We start from the raw sequence: 17,749 nt of genomic DNA on the forward strand, positions 1-17,749 counted from the left end.
CGTCAAGCGTGCACCACCTATGACACGACAGAAGCATCAAAAAATGGTGATGCCCGCCTCCAGCCGCTTGAGAGCACTTTTTTTCGGCGTTTTTCCGGCTGCTCTTGTGCTGGCTGGTGCCGTGTATTGGCTCGGCCAGCATATCCTGCAGAATGAAAAGGACCAGCTTCAAGCGGATTTTTCATTCCTGATGGGCAACATCAACGCCCAGGAGCAGATGTTGCGCACGCTGCGCATGCAAAGCCAGCAGGCCGAACGGGCCAGCCTTGCTTCACGCACTTCGGTCAGCTCGGCTGCGGGCACCGAGTCGCCCTCCTGGCGATTCTTCGATGGGCAACGCGCAGCGGCGTCCATGCCGTTCACCCTGCTCTGCCAGCGGGCCGAATTCTGCCCGGTAACGAACGGCGTCCACTCAGGGGCAGGCTCGTATCTTTCCGACTTCTATTCCACGTATTGGGCAAATCTGGCGTTCCCGGCCGCACCCGTCTTTGTCGTATCGCCCGCCAGGCAGTTCAGCCTGAGCGTGCCGGCAGTTGCCGCAGATTCAAGCCATACGCCCCTGACGCGCCGAGTGTTGCTGAGCGTGGTTCAGGCGATCCAGCAGCACGCATCGAGCGAGAGTCCGCAAGGAGTCAGGCTAGATTCACCGATCGAGTGGCGACGGGATGCAGATCTCCCCGGCGCGATGATTGGGGTTCTTCCGGTATCCCTGCCTTTGGACGCAGACGATGCGCAGTCCGGCACATCAGGCAATGTCTATGCGGCGACGCTGTTCACGCGAGACCGAATCAGTGCATCGGAGCGCCCCTCCTTCCAGCCTGCCTACGATGATTTCTGGTTGATGCGGCGCGACAGCGGCGTGCTGATAGGCGAGGGACGGCTTCCGGCTGCCGACGATATCGGCTTCAAGGCTTCGTCCGAAGGCTTGATTCTTCGGCTTGCCGACAAAAATGGCGACTGGACTGCGGTCTACTTGCTCGGCTACAGCAGCTTCATCAAGAACCATGCTTGGCTGCCGGTGGGCGCCTTGACCACTTTGCTGCTGGTTCTGGCAGGCGGATTGGGGTTTAGGCGATGGTATCGGCTGCATGTCACCGATCCTGCGCAGGCCGCAGCCCAGAGCGAGCAGGAAATGGATGCATTCAATCTCACCCTGCTTGGCACCGTCCCGGTCGCGCTCTGCGTTCTGTACCGCTCGACCGGCAAGGTCGCCTTCAGCAATGAGCTCGCGGCGCAGTGGCTGGGCATAGGAGCCGACGCTGAATTGCACAACGCCCCGGGAGCCAATGGCCTGCTGCGGCAGATCATGGGCACCACGAAGCCGGGGAGCATCGAAAGCATTCAGGGTCTGGACGGCCGCCCCTTGCATGTGAGATTCGTGCCGACACGCTACAAGAGCCAGGACGTGGTGCTCTGCGTGTTCGCGGACGTCAGCGCACGAGCCGAGATGGAGCGCACCCAGGAACAGGCCAAGGTGCAGGCACAACGGGCCGTAGAGGCGAAATCGACCTTCCTGGCATCAATGAGCCATGAGATCCGCACGCCCTTGTATGGGTTGCTGGGCACGCTGGAGATTCTTGCCATGACGCCACTCAGTGATGAACAGCGCCGACATATCGATCACATCCAGAATTCATCGGGCATTCTGCAGCAGCTGATCAGCGACATCCTGGATGTCACCAAGATCGAGTCGGGGCAGCTTGCACTCGAGGCAGCAGCCTTCGATCCCGGCGAGCTGGTACAAAGAGCGGTCGCGTCCTGCGCGCCAGCCGGCGAGCAAAAAGGCCTGGTCATCTATGGCTGCGTGGACACCTCCGTGCCGGCATGCGTCTACGGGGATGCAGGGCGCATACGCCAGATTCTCACCAGCCTGCTTGGCAACGCCATCAAGTTCACGAACGCCGGACATGTCATCACCCGGCTGCGCGCCGAATCCTTGCAGGACGAGAAGGTGCGGCTGTGCCTGCAGGTGGTGGACAGCGGACCGGGCATCGGCCCCGAAGAACGAAAACGACTGTTCGAGCCTTTCTATCGGATCAACGGCGGCTCGCATACGGTTGGCGGCATGGGCATCGGCCTTGCCCTTTCCGCCAGATTGGCCAGGCTCATGGGCAGTGAGCTCCATGTCACCAGCGAACCCGGCTTGGGCAGCAGTTTTTCCGTGGATCTCGTTCTTGAAAAGGGCAGCCCGCCTGCGACCTCTGCTCCCCAGCTGCGAGATATCACGACCTATGTACGCAGCCCGCGCAAGGAGCTCAGCGATAACCTGTGCCTGTGGCTGACACGCTGGGGGGCTCATGCAAGCGCCCTCTCCCCGCATGCTTATCCCGAGAGCGAGTCGCCTGGCGTGCTCGTGGACGTCGTGCTTGATGATCGAGTCGATCTTGAGGAATGGACGGGCCCGCGGATCGTGGCCAGGGGATACGAGGACTTTGGCAGGCTCCCGCCGCAGGCAAACCGATACTCTGTGCGCAGCGTCGGATTCGCCATTCAATATCTGGTGAGCGGGGAGCTGGAGATTTCGCCGGAGCCCGCTCACCCGCCCTATCATCAGCTGAATCTGCATATTCTTGTTGCCGAGGACAATCCGATCAATCAGATCACGCTGCGCGACCAGCTTGAACAGCTTGGCTGCCAGGTAACCATTGCCCCCGACGGGGCAGACGCCCTCGCGCTATGGAGCATTAACAACTTCGATCTCCTGCTTACCGACCTGAACATGCCGCGCATGAATGGCTATGAGCTGGCAAGCACCCTGCGCGAGCGTGGCGTGTCCACGCCCATCATTGGAGTGACGGCGAATGCCATGAAGGAAGAAGAGACCCGATGCCGGGCTGCCGGTATGAACAGCTGGCTAGTGAAGCCTATCGATCTGCGATCGCTGTGGCTGCACTTGCGCGCGCATGCGAAAGCCAGCGCTGATGCAGCGCCGCCAGGCGGCTCGGACGATCCCGCCAGCAATCCTAGGCGCGACACTTCGGCGAACGCCGCCGCGATTCCCAGAAAGTACCGCGAGGTCTTCATCCAGACCATGAGCCAGGACCTGAACACCCTCGAGGAGTCCGCCAGTGGGGACAATGCCCCGGCCATGCTCGCCGTGTTGCACAGGATCCGGGGAGGTCTTTCTGCTGTCGCGCTCAAGGATCTCCTTGCGCAAGCCGAATCCCTGGAAAATCAGATTAGGTCCAACGGACAAACTCCTGCGTCACGGGAAATGCTGACCCTGCTTGTCAAGGACATGCACGAAACCCTGGACATCGTCAGAAGCAGCATTTCCGCCTAGAAGGTACGCGGCGCCCCGCAGGCCAGCGCCAGCAGTCGACTCGCCTGAAACGACTGCGCTCTGCGCTGAGCCACACCACCCCGATCCCTGACGTGACTACGCCGCCGCCTGCCGTTGTGCGCGGCCCGGCTCCGTGAATCGATGGGCAACGGCAGCCCGGATGTGCAGCTCGCTGAGCTGCCGGAATGGCTTACGTACAGGACTGGCCATGGACAGCCATCCACTCCTATCAGGCTTCAGCACAAATCAGTTGCACAATACAACCATATAGTTGTATATTGCAACCAATATTGATTGCTTGACACCACAGATGACCAACACCCTGTCTGAAATTGACTCGATCCGAGCCGACTCCCGCGCCCTGGTAAGAGAGCTCGGATTCATGCAGCCGACACTGGCCGCAACGGATTATTCGGCATCGGCTGTGCATGCATTGCTTGAAATCGACGCCCATGAAGGCATGACCTCGGTTCAGCTCGTGCAGCTTTTGGGGCTGGAGAAGTCAAGCGTCAGCCGAATGCTTGCGAAGCTGGTTGCAGCAGGAGAGATCAAGGAAGTGGCTGCTATCGATGATGGCCGTTTCAAGCTACTGCAGTTGACGGCCCAGGGGCGCAGCACGGTCAGGCAGATTCATTCCTATGGCCAGATGCAGGTACAAGCTGCGTTTCAGCACCTCAATCGCTCCCAGCAACAGGCGGTTGCGCAGGGCTTGTCTGCATATGCAGGAGCACTTAAGGCCCACCGCTTGAATATGGCAGAAAAGCAGCAAAGCCCAATCACCGTCAGCGCAGGATATCGCCCCGGACTGGTTGGGCGTATTGCCGAAATGCATGCAGCGTTCTACTCGAAGCACTCCAATTTCGGGCAGTTCTTCGAGAGCCAGGTCGCGACTGGCGCGGCAGAGTTCGCCGGACGGCTGAACGAGCCGTGCAATAGGGTATGGACCGCCCTGCTCAATGACCGAATTGTTGGCTCGCTCGCGATTGACGGCCAGGACCTGGGTGACAACAGAGCCCATCTGCGATGGTTCATCTTGGACGATGGTTGTCGCGGTAGCGGTGTCGGCAGGCAGTTGATGACAGAGGCGATGACATTCTGCGATATACGTGGGTTCCGTGAAGTCCATCTGTGGACATTCAAAGGCTTGGACGCCGCCCGCAAGCTGTATGAGTCTTTTGGCTTCAAGCTGCAGAAGGAGGAGCCAGGAGCGCAGTGGGGAAGCACGGTTACCGAGCAGCAACTCGTTCGCGTGTCTTGAAAATTCATTGCCTGTTTCAAGGACAGCTTCTGGCCGGCTGCAGCTGTCTTGAGTTTGCCGGGTCGTGCCAGCCGCCCCAAGGGCAAGGCGTGTAACGTTCGACGATGCTGAACGCCGATTGGCTGTTCAGCATCGCCATTGTCCATGGCGTCATCTTCCAGTGAACGCTTCTGAGATGTGCGAAGGGCCACAAATGGTCCATCTATGACTGTCGCCATACGTCCCAAGGTGGTTCGGCAAGGTGCTATTTCCTTGCTTCGGTCAACATACGTACGGCCAAGCCGGCGAGGACTGTTCCCATCAGCCATCGCTGGACCAGGATCCACGTCGGACGGCCGGAAAGAAATACTGCTATCGATCCTGCAAGCATGGCAATCGTGGCGTTCACACTGACGCTGATCACAATCTGGGTAAAGCCCAGAACCAGGGATTGCGAGAGCACGCTGCCATGTTCAGGGCTGATGAATTGAGGCAGCAGTGACAGATACATCACGGCGATCTTCGGGTTGAGAAGATTGGTCAGGAACCCCATCAGGAACAGCTTCTTTGGGCCGTCCTGCGGAAGGTTCTTGACTTCAAACGGAGAGCGGCCACCCGGCTTGACGGCTTGCCATGCCAGATAGATCAGGTACAGAGCCCCGCCAATGCGCAACGCATCGTAGGCATACGGTACCGCCATGACGATCGCCGTAATGCCCAGTGCCGCACACATCATGTAGAACACGAAGCCGAGAGCAACTCCCCCCAGGGAGATAAGACCGGCGGTACGTCCCTGGCATATCGATCGGGAAATCAAATAAACCATGTTCGGTCCTGGAGTGAGGACCATTCCAAGGGAAACAAGGCCGAAGGCAAGCCAATTCTCAAAGCCAGGCATGATGGTTTCTCAAGTGTTGTTGCATTTGAATATATCAGTCGAGGTCTGCTCCTGGCCGAAAGCAGCAGCACTCGACCCGAATCAGGCAGCCTCAGAGAAAGCAGCCCTCTCCAGTCGTATGCGCCCGATATTCATCAACAACATGCCGAAGATGGCCGTAGCGCCGCCACCCAGCAGCGAGTTGGTGATGGGCTCTCCGAGCCAGACGCTGGACAGCAGCATGCCAAACAGCGGCACCAGTGACATATACGCGGCTGCGGCGCCAGCACCCAGCTCCTGGACGCCCTTCAAGTACCAGGCGTAAGCCAATGCCGTAGCGCCCAGGGCCAGCGCCACAACGCTGTACCAGGCGACGGCAGGGGCTTTTGCCAGGCCAGTCCAGGCGGACGAGCCCTCCAGAGCAATGCTGGCCATAAGAAGCAGTGCAGCGCCAATGAGTGCGGTTGCCGTCGTCGTGGTCAGCGCATCCACGTGGGTCAGAACGATGCGTCCTATCAGGGTATAGGCAACCCAGCATGCGGCGCAGCCAAGCAGCAGCCACTCTCCCACGCCGGACGAGGAAGATACCAGCTCCCCCAAAGCGCCGCCGCTCAGCGCATACAGGGCGCCCGTCACGGCCAGCCCCAAGCCCAGGCACATGACGGCGTTCACGCGTTCACGAAACAGCAGCGCTGCGAACAGCATGGTCAGTACCGGGTTGAGCGCCACCACCATGGCCGCCTTGCCCGCGGGCACGGTCTTGAGTGCCTGCAAGAAGAACACGGAGTAGCCCAGCACGCCTACGGCAGAAGCGCAGGCCAGGCCCCCCCATTGGCGAGGCCCCAGAACACGCAATGCACCCATGCGCCCGCTACGGTATAGCCACAGCACCAGCAGGAGACCAGCCAGAAAGAAGCGCAGGCTGGCCGCTGCCAGCGGAGGCATGGTTTGCGCGACGATGCGTCCCCAGGGCCAGGAGGCGCCCCACAGGGCAGCCATGCCAATCAATCCCAAATGGGTGGAAGTTCGTAATGTGTTCATGAGACGTTACTATCTGATAATCAGCATTCATCGTCGAATGAGTAAAAGCTCATGACATTCACACAACTCGAAGTCTTTGCAGCGCTCGCCCGGGTCGGCAGCTTCTCTCGCGCAGCGGGTCTGCTGGGTATTTCCCAGAGCGGCGTCAGCCATGCCATCAAGCAGTTGGAGACAGAGCTGGGTGTCTCACTTTTCAAGCGCGAAGGAGCAGCGGCAACACTGACCGAAGTGGGCGCCAGGCTACTGAGCCGCGCCAATGACATTCTTCAGCAAAAAGAGGCATTGCAGCAGGAAGCCGATGCGGAGCATGGCATTGCCCGAGGCACCTTGCGCATTGCATCTTTTGGCGCCACCTCGTCGCTGCGTCTGCTGCCGAAGCTCCTGGCACGCTTTCAGCAGAAGCACCCCCTGGTCGAGGTGCACATCGAGGAAGCCATGGACGACACAGTCGTTCAGTGGCTGCTGGAGCGGCGTGTGGAACTGGGCTTTGTCGTCTTGCCCGACGAGCGCTTCGACACCCTGACCCTGGCTGAAGACGAGCTGGTGGCGGTGCTGCCTGCTGCGCACCCCCTTGCGTCCCAATCGGCCATTGCTGCCATGAGCTTTCATGGACAGCCCTTTATCCGTACCAGCGCAGGCTCGGGCCCCCATATCGATGCTTTTTTGGCCAGCCAGGGCGCCTCACCCAGAACTCTGTTCAAGTTTGAGCAGCTCACCTCGATGATGGGCTTTGTCGCGCAAGGCGAGGCAGTCACCATTGCCGCACGTCTGGCTCTGCCCGAGCCCCCGGCAGGTGTTGTCTACCGCCCGTTAAAGCCCCGTTGTCGCCGGAAAATCGCGTTGGCCGCGCTGAGCTTTGACAAGCTCTCGCCCGCTGCTTTGGCTTTTGTCCAGCTGGCCCGGAAAAGCAGGGCCAGCCTGGCGGTTGAGCAATGAGCGACCTCGTCATCCGAAGCAAGTGGTCTCCCGAATGCCTGGAGCCAAAGGTCGTCTGCAAAGGCCACGCAAGGCAGATCGCCATCTTCGATAAGGCAACCAGTCATGGCCGTGCGATGAATGCAAGGCTCATTGCATTGCTGGATATCGGCCGACCAGCCTTTGCCGTCATGGCAGGCTCAAGTCCATGCCGAGCATTCTGGCAAGGCCGAAAGTGAACAGCAGAACAAACAGCAGCCCCAGCATGAAGGCGGCAGCCACCTTGCCGCCCGTGCGCAGCAGCGCGCGCCTGTCCATTCCCTTCTTTCCTTGGTCGTAATGCCACTTGATGGCGAAGAACATGCACGCGCCGAAGATGAGAACCTTGAACGTAACAAAGATTACAGGGACCCAATCGATCATTTTGAGAATTTCCAGCTATGACTTGACACTGTCTACCGTGAGGAACACCGCCTCCCGAAGGAGAGAGGCGAAAACGTCGGCGATTGCCATACAAGAATGGGATCGCCACACGCTCTGAGGCATATTACTTAAAAGCAATTTCCATACATTGAGACAAAATGTCTTCGTATGAAAACCATACAAGATGACAGTTTGCCAGTTTGGCTGCCGCGATTGGCCATGCATGGCGGGCCACGCTTCTTGCAAATTGCGGATGCCTTGCAGGCGGCAATGGCAGACGGTTCGCTGAAGCCGGGTGATCGTCTGCCCCCGCAGCGCCAATTGGCAGCACAGCTGAACCTCGACCTGACAACGGTCACGCGCGCATACGACGAAGCCAGACGCCGCCATCTGCTGGAAGGCCGCGGCGCGCGGGGTACTTATGTCGCGGCACCGAGAATTGAACTGACCTCGGTCCTCGACCTGAGCATGAACACTCCTCCCCCACCCGCTGGCGTGGACTTCGACGACCTGCTGAAACAAGGCCTTTCTCAGGTAATGATGGGGGCAGATACCGCATTGCTGATGACTTACCACCTGGGCGGAGGAAGCGACTCCGACCGCAAGGCAGGAGCCAGATGGCTGGAGCCGATGTTTGGAGCTCTGGATTCAGCACAGGTTGTTGTCTGTCCGGGCGCTCAAGCGGCAATTGCCGCATTGATCCTGGCGCTGACGAAGCCTGGCGATGTGATACTGACAGAGCCAGCAAGTTATCCGGGCCTGCGTACTGCTGCGACCCAGTTCGGCCGGCGCATCGTTGCGGTGGAAGCGGACCAGCACGGGATGGTGCCCGAGATGCTGGAGCAAGCCTGCCATCAGCATCAGCCTGGGCTGCTCTACCTCAACCCTACATTGCAGAACCCGACCGCCATCACCATTCCGGAGCGCCGGCGCAAGGAGCTCGCCAACATCGCCAAGCGCTGCAATGTACGCATCGTCGAAGATGACCCCTACTGGCTGCTTGCCGATGCACCGCCACCACCTATTGCCACGTTTGCCCAGGAACAGGTGTCCTACATCTCGACCCTGTCGAAGTGCCTGACGCCCGGCTTGCGTGTCGCCTTCGTGCTCATACGTGACCCGCATGAACGCGAACGCTTCCTGGTCGCGCTCAGGTCATTTGCGCTGATGGTCGCTCCTCTGACGGCCGCACTGGCCACACAGTGGATTCTCGACGGTTCGGCTGCTGCTTTGATGGAAGGCGTACGCAAGGAGGCGCGTCTGCGCCACTGGATGGCCAGGGATATTCTTGCGGGGAGGTACAGCGGCACTGGAGACGGCCTGCATGTATGGCTCGAGTTGCCAGGGTATTGGAACTCCTCACAGCTTGCGCGTGCGGCCGACAACGAGGGCATCGCCGTCACGCCGGCGGAGGCATTCGCAACCAGCGCCACCGGCAGCGGCTCCGTCAATGCCATTCGCATCTCGCTGGGCAGCATCAAGGACCGTGGACGCTTGCAGACGGGCCTTCAAAGGCTGTCGCATCTGCTTGCACGAAGGCCAGAGCCGTTCAGCGCTGCGGTGGTTTAAGTACCCGGGAAAGACGGCGCACCATTCAGGAGCACCCTCAATGCGGTCGCATCCAGGCCGGCTCAACCCTCGACTGCGCCGGCTTTTTTCGCAAAGGGCTCATACGGCCGCGACACCGGCTTCACCGATGACCTTTCCTGACTTTTTCGCTCCAGACGTACTTGTTACCATGCGTTCAAAACAGCCTGGAGGGAGTACGTGGGCAAGGCATTACCGCTGCAAGCTCAGCACAAACAGTCAATGCGCCCCACCGTGCGCATGGCGACACTGGGAATGGCCGTTGCGTGGCTGACCTTGGTGGCTGGTCTGGGGTGGTGGATGTCAAAGCGAGTCATGGGTGCAGAGCTGGATCGCCTGGCGACCAGCGCCGAATACGAAGCCAAGACGACCGCACGCATCATGGATCGGCTGTTCACGGAAATGTCGAGTGTGGCCAATATGGTGGCGCGCCAGGGCTCGGTGATCCAGCTGGCCACCCGGTATCGCGACGATCCGCCAAGTCTGGCCAGGCTCACGCGCCAGCAGCGCGCGGCGCAGTTCACGCAGGATCCGTTGGTGCGCAAGGTCGGCAACTTCATGCATGAACTCTCCAGTGATCTGCGCTATGCCCGCATCTACATGAACAACATGTCGGACGACACGGTGACGGCCAGCAACTGGGATGAGCCTGACAGCATCGTGGGCATGATCTACTCTGGCCGTCCCTATTTGATCGATGCATTGCGTGACGGCAATGGCCATTCGTTCGGTATCGCCCGGCTGAACAAGACACCGTCCTATTTTGTAGCCAGCCGCATCGAGAACGAAGACGACATGCCTCTGGGCTCCGTCACGGTGAAGTTCGATGCCCCGGAAATAGCGCTCTACCTGACTGGACACCACATTGCACTGATCGTGGATCGCCAGGGAAGAGTGACCACCGCTTCGTCCGCTCCATTCATGCTGCGCAATGCGGCAGGGCTTCTTTCGCCGGGTACTGCGCAGTCTTCCAGCACGCCCTCTTCGCCAGACAATGGAGAAGATCCAGGAATAGCTCTGGATGTGCAAGCCATGGCCAGCTCCGGCCATGCTGATCAGTGGCTCATCGATGGCAAACCCTATCTGCTGCGGCGTGAGCCGCTATCCAAAACACAGTACCAGCTGATCACGATGGCGGCCCTGGATCACCTGCCTGCCATGCGTCGACAGCACTATTGGATGGCAGGGCTGGTGGCGGCGATCGGCCTGCTTTTCATCCTGCTCTCCAGCCACGTGATCGGGCAAATGGTGGCGCGGCGGCAGGACGAGCGACATGCGGCGAACCATGACGCTCTGACCAATCTGCCGAACCGGCGCAATGTGATGGCCCAACTGGATCGGCTGTTCGCTTTAGCGGGCCGCACGCAGCAATGGGTCCTGGTTGCCTTCATCGATCTGGATGGATTCAAGGCGATCAACGACACCTACGGACATGTGGTCGGTGACCAATTCCTCGTCGAAGTCGGCCGGCGCATGTCTGCGGGTTTGCGCAAGAGTGACATGCTGGGGCGACTAGGTGGTGATGAATTCGTCGTCATCGGGCTGATTGCTCCACCTGACCCAATGGATCAGGACAAGGCTCTTGAAGCCATGCGCAGTCGATTGGCACCGCTGCTGATCGGAAGCTATAAATTTGCCGAGTGCAGCTTCGACTACCCAGGAGCAAGCTTTGGCATTGTGAGTGCCGATCCATCCGCCAGCTCTCCGCAGGCTGTGCTCAAGGAGGCTGATCAGTGCATGTATGCGGACAAACAGGCGCGGCGAGCATCGCAAATGCAGTCGGCCCGAAGTGACTCAACCATTGAGACACGCGAATTGGCGGAGCGCCTCCAGGCTTCTGCTCCCGACTTTGGCTCTGTGCGAGCCTGAAACAGAGCAAGAGCAAAATTCCGACTTCGCCCGACCCGCGTTGACGGAAATCCCTCATTGCCACAGGTTTCTTGCCGCCGCATTGTTGTGCCCTCCGCAAACTACCCCAGAGGTGCCCCATGGCTGAACCATCGACTCCCACCAAGCAACCGCAACCCGATCCGGCCGAACTCAATGCGTTCTTCCCCTCCCCCTACTCGCTCAGCCAGTTCACGTCGCCCAAGTCCGACCTGAGCGGCGCCGACTACGCGAAAACCTATCAAGGCAGCAAGAAGATCCTGATGATCGGCGCAGACGAGCGCTACCTGCTGACCGATAACGGCAGCTTTTTCTCCACCGGCAACCACCCGGTCGAGACGCTTCTGCCCATGTACCACCTGGACAAGGCGGGATTCGCGTTCGATGTGGCAACGATGTCGGGAAATCCCGTCAAGTTCGAATTCTGGGCAATGCCTTCCGAAGACGAGACGGTCAAGGGCTTCTTCAACAAGTACCACTCCCAATTCAAGGAGCCGCTGCGCCTGTCGACGGTGCTTGAGCAGGGGCTAGAGCAGTACGCCGCCATCTTCGTCCCCGGCGGGCATGGCGCGCTGATCGGCATCCCCGACAGCCGTGACGTAGGTGCGGTACTGGAATGGGCTGCGGCCAACAACCGGTTCGTCATCTCCCTGTGCCACGGACCTGCTGCCTTCCTAGCGGTTGGCGACAGCGACATCTACCGAGGCTACAAGATCTGCGCCTTCCCCGACGCACTTGATGCGCAGACCCCGGCCATCGGCTACATGCCGGGTCACCTGACCTGGAAGTTCGGCGAAAGGCTCAAGACCCTGGGTTTCGAGATCGTCAACGACGGCATCTCGGGTGCCGTGCACCGGGACCGCCAGCTGATCACCGGCGACAGCCCTCTGGCTGGCAATGCGCTTGGCAAGCTCGCGGCCGAAACCTTGCTCAAGGAAGTCACGGCCTGAGATGAGCACTGCAATCGCGCAGGCGGCATTGCACGGAGCCCTCGCCATCGAGGGCGCCCGCAGCCTTGCCGCAATCCAGGATACGGTGCGTGCTGTCGGCGCGCCGCTGGGGTACGACCGTTTTGTGCTGTTTTCGGCTTCCAGCGCTCGGGACGATGCGGTGGAGCGCATCTACTGGATCGAAGGCGACTGGTTCGGCACGGGCGCGCCTGTCGATGCTGAAACCTACGTGCGGCACTGCCCGGTGACGCGCCATATCCTGGAGACGAACCAGCCCTTCTTCTGGACCAAGACGAACGGCGCTCAGGGCGAGCGTTACAGCGTCGTCCGCGCGCCGCAGGGCCCGGGTATCCACGGTCTGCAAGTGCCTGTATTCGGCCTCCTGGGGCTGGAAGGCGCGATGAGCCTGGGCGGCGAGCGCATCGATGCCTCGCCGCAGGCCCGGCTGGCGCTGGAGCTGATCGCCCAAACCGCATTCCGCACGGCGCGCAGGCTGCTGGAGTTGCCCGCTCAAGAGGAGCTCGGCCCCTTGTCCGATCGCGAACGTGAGGTGCTCGCATGGACTGCCGCCGGCCGGCGGCAGACGGAGATTGCCGCAACCCTCGGCCTGTCCGAACGCACTGTGGAAAACCACCTGCGCCGCATCCGCAAGCGCCTGGGCGTTGCCACGACGGCGCAGGCCATTCGCATGGCGATCCGCAACGGAGAGATCGTCGCCTGACTATCCATGTCGGCTCACATCTCAAGTATCCCTTTGGAGCATGTAAACGGGGGGCAGGAACCGGCCGCAGGAGCTCTTCAAGACATGGCTCAGCCGGCTTCTGCTCCCGGTTCAGGTCTATGCTGAAGTGGGTAGCGCTTTAATGGAGCGCAGAACATTGCGTGTGATGCTTTGCCGTTTGGCAAGGTCGGCAAGTCTGTTGGGCGTGTCCATGTTCAAGGCGAAGAAGACGGGGCCGCTGGGCCACTCTACCCAGCCCACCCACCAGCCGATTTTTCCGGTCCAGCCCGTTTTTGCACGCAGTATCCAGTCAGGCCCTGCTTCATTGACCATCACGTCCTTCACAAGCCGCTGGTGCTCGACCTGGAAAGGCAGTTGATTGCGGTAAAGCCGTTGCAAGAAAGCAATCTGCTCGAAGGATGAGATGGCGAGGTCGCCCTCAACCCAGAATGGCTTGTCGCCAGTGGCGACCGCATTGCCATACCCAATCTTTCGCATATAGGCGCTCTCGCGTGCATCGCCGAGTTCCTTGGCGAAGCGCTCATACACCCAGACGGTGGAGTTCCTCATCGCGGAGCGCAGATTCTGGTCCACGTTCCAGGCCTCCACAGGTCGTTTCACACCATCCCATTGAATGAGCTGAAATTCGTCACGCAGCAGCCCTGCATCAAGCGCAAACAGGCTGTGCGGAATCTTGAAGGTAGAGGCTGGCGAGTAACGCCGAGCGGAACGCGACACGTTGTAAACGTGGGTAGTTTCAGAGTTATCGCGTGCATCGAGAACAACGATGCTGCCTTGCGCATCGGCTTCTGTGAAAAACCGAGACCACTCGGCCATTTCTTGAGGCTGAGGGCCTGCCGCCGTCACTTGAGCAAACCCTGCGGCCAGGGCGGATAAGACCAGACTACGTCGATTCATGCGGCTAGTTTAAGGGTCAAACGAACCCGTCCTGAGTTGACCGAGACAGGAGCGGTGACACCTTACCGTGATGGGCAGCGTCTCTTGCGGGCCGGACGGCGACAGCCGCAATCGCTTGAATCCACAGCCAGAGGCTGTCTTTCGAGCAACCAGGTCGGGCATAGCGAGCACTCCAGGGGTACGGACAGCCGCATGAGCTGTTAATCGGCGCTCGCGGGCCCTTTAAGTTCAAGCTGATTGCCGTCCGGGTCTTTGCAGTAGATGGACAGGCCCATGCCGTCAGCACCAAAGCGCCGCACCGCCCCATCCGCCTCAAGACCATGGCCAGCCAAATGGGCGAGGATGGCTTGCTCATCAAAAGGCTCGATACGCAGGCAGAAATGATCGACATTTCTGCGCTCGCTTGAAGCCGCAGGTCCGCCCGCACGGCCTAAGGGGCCCTCAACATCCACCAGGTCAATCATGGATGCACCAGCTCGCAGGTGAACCATACCCAAATCCTCACGACGCTTCACCAAGGTACAGCCCAGGACCGTTTGGTAGAAGCGGATGCTGCGCTCCAGGTCAGTGACGCGCAACACGATGTGATCAATGTGCTGAATACTGAATTTGCTCATGGCGATCTCCTGCTTCAGGCATGCACACTCCTAATCGTATGCACTTGGTGTGACGGAACCCCAGACGTTCGACGAGCGTCAGGGACATTCTTCTTGATCGGAAGGCCTGTGGTTGCTTGATCTTGTCAAACGCAGTTACGGCATGAGGCCGTCAATGTCCAACCAAAGGCTCGCATTGAGCATTTCGACGTGAGGCGCTGATTTCCATTTCCTTTCGAGAAGGGTTCAGCGCACTGGCGCCGCGCCAGTGGGGCCGTCACTATTTTTGTGCTCAAGCCAAGCCCACGCCGGAGGTGGCGGGGATCGCAGCGGCGGCAGGCCTGGCTGCTCCTGCTCCCTGGATCAGGAACACCCCGCCAAGAATCAGGAGCACACCCAGCACACGCATGACGTTGATGGGCTTGGGCTCCAGCCCCATGACACCGAAGTGATCGATCAATACCGCCACGACCATCTGTCCTGCGACCACGGCAACCAGAAATCCGCCGGCACCCAGTTTGGGTATCAGGGCTGCAGCACTGGCGACGTAAACAGCCCCCAGGACACCGCCGATCCACAACCACCAGGGTCCGTGAAACGCATTGCTGAAATTCGGCATGGGGGCTTTGACCAGAATCAGCATGGGCACCATCACGGCCAGGCTGATCACCAGCGATGTGGCAGCCCCCCAGAAAGGGTGACCAAGAGCACGGCCTACGTTGGCATTTGCAGCGGCCTGAAAAGGCAGGATGGCCCCCGCCAGCAAGGCCATGCCCAGTGAGGCGACCGTCATCAATGCCATCTTGCTGTTCATATCTGCCACTCCTTCAAACGTCTACAAGCAATGTCTGAATGGTCTCGCATACGGATTAATTATGGAAATCGTTTATATGCACGTGTACTATTCTTCGCATGGATGATCTGCGCCGTATCGACCTCAATCTGCTGCTGGCACTTCACGCGTTGCTGACCGAGAAGCACGTGACCAGGGCTGCCATGCGCCTGCACAAGAGCCAACCGGCAATGAGTCATTCGCTAGCTCAGCTGCGCGAGCATTTCAATGACCCATTGCTGGTGCGCAAGCAGGGAAAGCTGGAGCTGACGGCCCGAGGCAATGCACTGCTGCAACCGCTCTCGGAGGCTTTGGGCAGCCTCAATACTCTACTGGGAACACCTCAGTTCGATCCACTGCAGGCACAACGACGATTCAGGCTGTCACTGTCCGACTATGCGGCTCGTCTGGTACTTCCGGACCTGATGCGATACGTCCGCAAACATGCGCCCGGCTTTGACTTCGCCATCAGTCAGGCCAGCCGTGATGCCATGCTGGTACAGCTAGCCGATGGTGAACTGGATCTGGCTCTGGGGATCTTTCCCGATCTTGCACAAGACATCCAGGTCGAAACACTGTTTGAAGAGGATTTCATCTGTCTCGCAGACAAGGCCGTCAGTCCGGAAAAAGGAGGACTGTCGCTAGAGGAATGGCTGGCGCGCCCTCATGTCATGCTGGCATTGAGGCCGGATGCGAACGACGAGATCGAGCGCGCACTCGCCGCCAAGGGACTCAAAAGGAGGATTGCGGTGGCCTTGCCACACTGGAGCGCTGCGGTTGAATTGCTGCCAGGTACCGATCTGGTTCTGACGATTGCCCGTCGTGCGGTCGGACCGCTACGCTCATTCAAGAATCTGCGGCAGTTTGCGCCTCCACGCCAATTGCAACTGCCGAAAATGGCATACCAACAGGCCTGGCATGCGCGAAAGCACAATGATCCTGCGCTGGCCTGGCTCAGGCTTGCTGTTATGAACAGCTGCAAACCGAATGCTGGCCAGCAGTGAGTTGCCACAAGTCGCGACTTTTGCGGTAATTTTTCTTCAGTCTCCTGGACGCTGCCGATGACTGCGCATGTAACGATGAACGCCAAACAATTTGTTGAAAACTGGGTCAAGCTCAGGTCAGAACTTCTTTTGTCTTTCATGAATGCTCATGAGGAGTCGGAGGTCGCAGCGCGGATCGCAGCTCTAGAGCTCACGCCCAAGCAGCACGAGCAACTTCGAGCGATTCTGGATGCGGTGCTGAGAGACACCATGTATACCTTGCTGCTGGGACTTGATGGCGCCGCGAGCATTGGAGGTGAGCAACAAACGTATACGCTGCATGATGAGGACGGCAATCTCATCTCTGATTGCGGTGAGCTGGAAGCAGCTGCATGGGAAGCCTTTCACGGGCAGGATCAGGCACCTGAGGGCGATTGACAAACCATGCCCAGCAGCTGGTCTTCGTCGTTTGCAGTCCTGAATTCATTAGGGAAGTAGGCGTAACTACGCGCTCTTGGTGCTTGCATCTCTTCAATGCGCTCGACTATGCTGGTTACATTGAGTCACGCAGCGCTAGGAGGGAACTTTGCCAAGCATTGAAGTTTTTGAAAAGCTCACTGGTCGCAAATTTTCGAATGCAGAGCTCTTGCATACAAAGGTGCTTGCCTTCCCCGAAGAGGGAAAAAAGAGAGTTGTCTATGGACTGCTGGCCGAGGCTATCGACATTGACTACTCTCAAAAGTCACTTTCTGAGCTTGGCGAGCAAATAAGGCTGGCCCTGTCCCATATTGAGCGCCTTGCACCCAAAGCCTTCGTTGGTCAGAACATTCGTCTGTACGAGGGCGGTAACCACCTGGACATCATCAATGATGGGGTTGGGAGCATGGGCTGGTTGATTGTGGAAGACCACCTGACTTGATTGGACCTCAATACCCCGGAATTCAGAAGCGCAGCAATCCCTTGTCCGGCTTCTGATGCCTGTTGGCTGTCTGCGCAAACATCGCCGTGCTATCCGCTGCGCCGGTCTGGAGGTCGTGGCTTGCGAAAGAAGCTTTTAACTTAGCGCATCCAACTGATCTGAACTGGCTGAATCAGAAAGGCTCCCTTAGGAGCCTCCTTGCTTAGACAGAAGAGCTGTTCAATCCACAGCGACCATCACCGACGACGCTTTAATGACGGCATATGCGTTGTCGCCCTCTTTCAACCCCAGGGACTGGGCCGACGTCGAGGTGATAGAGGACGTGACTCTCACACCAGGGGCAACTTCTAGTGTCAGTTCCGTGCTGACCGGGCCCGTGACAATCGAGATAACCTTGCCTTGCAAGACATTGCGAGCACTGATTTTCATAGTATCTGTATCTGAAGAAATGACGTATCCGTCTGGCCAACCCATATTGACCGCCGGCGGCGGTCATGACTGAGACTCAGATCGTGGCGCTCTGCCACCGATGCGGCAACAGTTCCCCGATGCGGCTGTCCTTGTGTGTGGGCAGCCGGGT

At 59.2% G+C, this 17,749-nt stretch carries 17 protein-coding genes; 10 read left to right on the forward strand and 7 right to left on the reverse strand.

Annotation, left to right across the window (positions count from 1 at the left end):
- Positions 1–19 precede the first annotated feature (19 nt).
- Complete coding sequence (locus EIC84_RS24470; RefSeq protein ID WP_100086382.1) at positions 20–3,283, forward strand: hybrid sensor histidine kinase/response regulator; 3,264 nt, start codon at positions 20–22, stop codon at positions 3,281–3,283.
- 310 nt (positions 3,284–3,593) lie between these two features.
- Positions 3,594–4,541 carry a bifunctional helix-turn-helix transcriptional regulator/GNAT family N-acetyltransferase gene (locus EIC84_RS24475; protein ID WP_003062271.1) on the forward strand — a complete coding sequence of 316 codons (948 nt, stop codon included), beginning with the start codon at positions 3,594–3,596 and terminating at the stop codon, positions 4,539–4,541.
- Between the two features lie 244 nt (positions 4,542–4,785).
- Here EIC84_RS24475 and EIC84_RS24480 read toward each other — a convergent pair whose 3' ends face one another.
- Both EIC84_RS24480 and EIC84_RS24485 read right to left on the reverse strand, forming a co-directional pair.
- Positions 4,786–5,418, reverse strand: coding sequence for a LysE family translocator (locus EIC84_RS24480; protein WP_003062274.1), 633 nt, complete (start codon positions 5,416–5,418; stop codon positions 4,786–4,788).
- Positions 5,419–5,499: 81 nt separating this feature from the next.
- Positions 5,500–6,438, reverse strand: a complete 939-nt coding sequence (locus EIC84_RS24485) for a DMT family transporter (protein ID WP_034361408.1) — start codon at positions 6,436–6,438, stop codon at positions 5,500–5,502.
- 51 nt (positions 6,439–6,489) lie between these two features.
- Here EIC84_RS24485 and EIC84_RS24490 point away from each other — a divergent pair, with 51 nt between their 5' ends.
- On the forward strand, positions 6,490–7,374 hold the full coding sequence (locus EIC84_RS24490; RefSeq protein WP_003062278.1) for a LysR family transcriptional regulator: 885 nt from the start codon (positions 6,490–6,492) through the stop codon (positions 7,372–7,374).
- Between the two features lie 168 nt (positions 7,375–7,542).
- Here EIC84_RS24490 and EIC84_RS24495 read toward each other — a convergent pair whose 3' ends face one another.
- Positions 7,543–7,776: a hypothetical protein gene (locus tag EIC84_RS24495; protein WP_003062279.1), complete on the reverse strand. Its 234-nt coding sequence runs from the start codon at positions 7,774–7,776 to the stop codon at positions 7,543–7,545.
- Between the two features lie 168 nt (positions 7,777–7,944).
- Between EIC84_RS24495 and EIC84_RS24500 the strand changes: the two genes are divergently transcribed.
- From EIC84_RS24500 to EIC84_RS24515, 4 genes are all read left to right on the forward strand, one after another.
- A complete protein-coding gene (locus tag EIC84_RS24500; protein WP_003062281.1) occupies positions 7,945–9,345 on the forward strand; it encodes a PLP-dependent aminotransferase family protein in 1,401 nt (466 codons plus the stop codon).
- Positions 9,346–9,585: 240 nt separating this feature from the next.
- Positions 9,586–11,232, forward strand: a complete 1,647-nt coding sequence (locus EIC84_RS24505) for a sensor domain-containing diguanylate cyclase (RefSeq protein ID WP_003062282.1) — start codon at positions 9,586–9,588, stop codon at positions 11,230–11,232.
- Positions 11,233–11,351: 119 nt separating this feature from the next.
- Positions 11,352–12,200, forward strand: a complete 849-nt coding sequence (gene hchA, locus EIC84_RS24510) for a glyoxalase III HchA (protein ID WP_003062284.1) — start codon at positions 11,352–11,354, stop codon at positions 12,198–12,200.
- A 1-nt stretch (position 12,201) separates the two neighbouring features.
- Positions 12,202–12,921 (forward strand): PA1136 family autoinducer-binding transcriptional regulator, encoded by a 720-nt coding sequence (locus tag EIC84_RS24515; RefSeq protein WP_003062286.1) that lies wholly within the window; start codon positions 12,202–12,204, stop codon positions 12,919–12,921.
- A 117-nt stretch (positions 12,922–13,038) separates the two neighbouring features.
- On the opposite strand, the gene blaOXA is transcribed toward EIC84_RS24515, so the two are convergent.
- The 3 genes from blaOXA to EIC84_RS24530 all read right to left on the reverse strand — a co-directional run bounded on the left by blaOXA (position 13,039) and on the right by EIC84_RS24530 (position 15,249).
- A complete protein-coding gene (blaOXA, locus tag EIC84_RS24520; protein ID WP_034361410.1) occupies positions 13,039–13,839 on the reverse strand; it encodes a class D beta-lactamase in 801 nt (266 codons plus the stop codon).
- A gap of 200 nt (positions 13,840–14,039) precedes the next feature.
- Positions 14,040–14,456 (reverse strand): VOC family protein, encoded by a 417-nt coding sequence (locus tag EIC84_RS24525; protein WP_003062290.1) that lies wholly within the window; start codon positions 14,454–14,456, stop codon positions 14,040–14,042.
- Positions 14,457–14,727: 271 nt separating this feature from the next.
- A complete protein-coding gene (locus EIC84_RS24530) occupies positions 14,728–15,249 on the reverse strand; it encodes a DMT family transporter (protein WP_003062292.1) in 522 nt (173 codons plus the stop codon).
- A 98-nt stretch (positions 15,250–15,347) separates the two neighbouring features.
- On the opposite strand from EIC84_RS24530, the gene EIC84_RS24535 reads away from it, so the two are divergent.
- The 3 genes from EIC84_RS24535 to EIC84_RS24545 all read left to right on the forward strand — a co-directional run bounded on the left by EIC84_RS24535 (position 15,348) and on the right by EIC84_RS24545 (position 17,169).
- Positions 15,348–16,271, forward strand: coding sequence for a LysR family transcriptional regulator (locus EIC84_RS24535; RefSeq protein ID WP_003062295.1), 924 nt, complete (start codon positions 15,348–15,350; stop codon positions 16,269–16,271).
- 75 nt (positions 16,272–16,346) lie between these two features.
- A complete protein-coding gene (locus tag EIC84_RS24540; protein WP_034361421.1) occupies positions 16,347–16,688 on the forward strand; it encodes a hypothetical protein in 342 nt (113 codons plus the stop codon).
- Between the two features lie 148 nt (positions 16,689–16,836).
- Positions 16,837–17,169: a hypothetical protein gene (locus EIC84_RS24545; RefSeq protein WP_003062303.1), complete on the forward strand. Its 333-nt coding sequence runs from the start codon at positions 16,837–16,839 to the stop codon at positions 17,167–17,169.
- Positions 17,170–17,388: 219 nt separating this feature from the next.
- Here the strand turns inward: EIC84_RS24545 and EIC84_RS24550 are convergent, their stop codons facing one another.
- Positions 17,389–17,598: a molybdopterin-binding protein gene (locus EIC84_RS24550; RefSeq protein ID WP_003062306.1), complete on the reverse strand. Its 210-nt coding sequence runs from the start codon at positions 17,596–17,598 to the stop codon at positions 17,389–17,391.
- Between the last annotated feature and the right edge of the window lie 151 nt (positions 17,599–17,749).

It is taken from the genome of Comamonas sp. A23, from assembly GCF_004522605.1.
In the GTDB taxonomy this organism is placed as follows: Bacteria; Pseudomonadota; Gammaproteobacteria; order Burkholderiales; family Burkholderiaceae_C; genus Comamonas; species Comamonas thiooxydans.

Bases quoted from the DNA above. Each gene is read 5' to 3' on its own strand.
- hchA (WP_003062284.1), top strand. From the start codon at position 11,352: ATGGCTGAACCATCGACTCCCACCAAGCAACCGCAACCCGATCCGGCC.
- EIC84_RS24500 (WP_003062281.1), top strand. From the start codon at position 7,945: ATGAAAACCATACAAGATGACAGTTTGCCAGTTTGGCTGCCGCGATTG.
- EIC84_RS24515 (WP_003062286.1), top strand. From the start codon at position 12,202: ATGAGCACTGCAATCGCGCAGGCGGCATTGCACGGAGCCCTCGCCATC.
- EIC84_RS24530 (WP_003062292.1), bottom strand. From the start codon at position 15,249: ATGAACAGCAAGATGGCATTGATGACGGTCGCCTCACTGGGCATGGCC.
- EIC84_RS24490 (WP_003062278.1), top strand. From the start codon at position 6,490: ATGACATTCACACAACTCGAAGTCTTTGCAGCGCTCGCCCGGGTCGGC.
- EIC84_RS24495 (WP_003062279.1), bottom strand. From the start codon at position 7,776: ATGATCGATTGGGTCCCTGTAATCTTTGTTACGTTCAAGGTTCTCATC.
- EIC84_RS24550 (WP_003062306.1), bottom strand. From the start codon at position 17,598: ATGAAAATCAGTGCTCGCAATGTCTTGCAAGGCAAGGTTATCTCGATT.
- EIC84_RS24480 (WP_003062274.1), bottom strand. From the start codon at position 5,418: ATGCCTGGCTTTGAGAATTGGCTTGCCTTCGGCCTTGTTTCCCTTGGA.
- EIC84_RS24535 (WP_003062295.1), top strand. From the start codon at position 15,348: ATGGATGATCTGCGCCGTATCGACCTCAATCTGCTGCTGGCACTTCAC.
- EIC84_RS24475 (WP_003062271.1), top strand. From the start codon at position 3,594: ATGACCAACACCCTGTCTGAAATTGACTCGATCCGAGCCGACTCCCGC.
- EIC84_RS24505 (WP_003062282.1), top strand. From the start codon at position 9,586: ATGCGCCCCACCGTGCGCATGGCGACACTGGGAATGGCCGTTGCGTGG.
- EIC84_RS24485 (WP_034361408.1), bottom strand. From the start codon at position 6,438: ATGAACACATTACGAACTTCCACCCATTTGGGATTGATTGGCATGGCT.
- EIC84_RS24470 (WP_100086382.1), top strand. From the start codon at position 20: ATGACACGACAGAAGCATCAAAAAATGGTGATGCCCGCCTCCAGCCGC.
- EIC84_RS24525 (WP_003062290.1), bottom strand. From the start codon at position 14,456: ATGAGCAAATTCAGTATTCAGCACATTGATCACATCGTGTTGCGCGTC.
- blaOXA (WP_034361410.1), bottom strand. From the start codon at position 13,839: ATGAATCGACGTAGTCTGGTCTTATCCGCCCTGGCCGCAGGGTTTGCT.
- EIC84_RS24540 (WP_034361421.1), top strand. From the start codon at position 16,347: ATGAACGCCAAACAATTTGTTGAAAACTGGGTCAAGCTCAGGTCAGAA.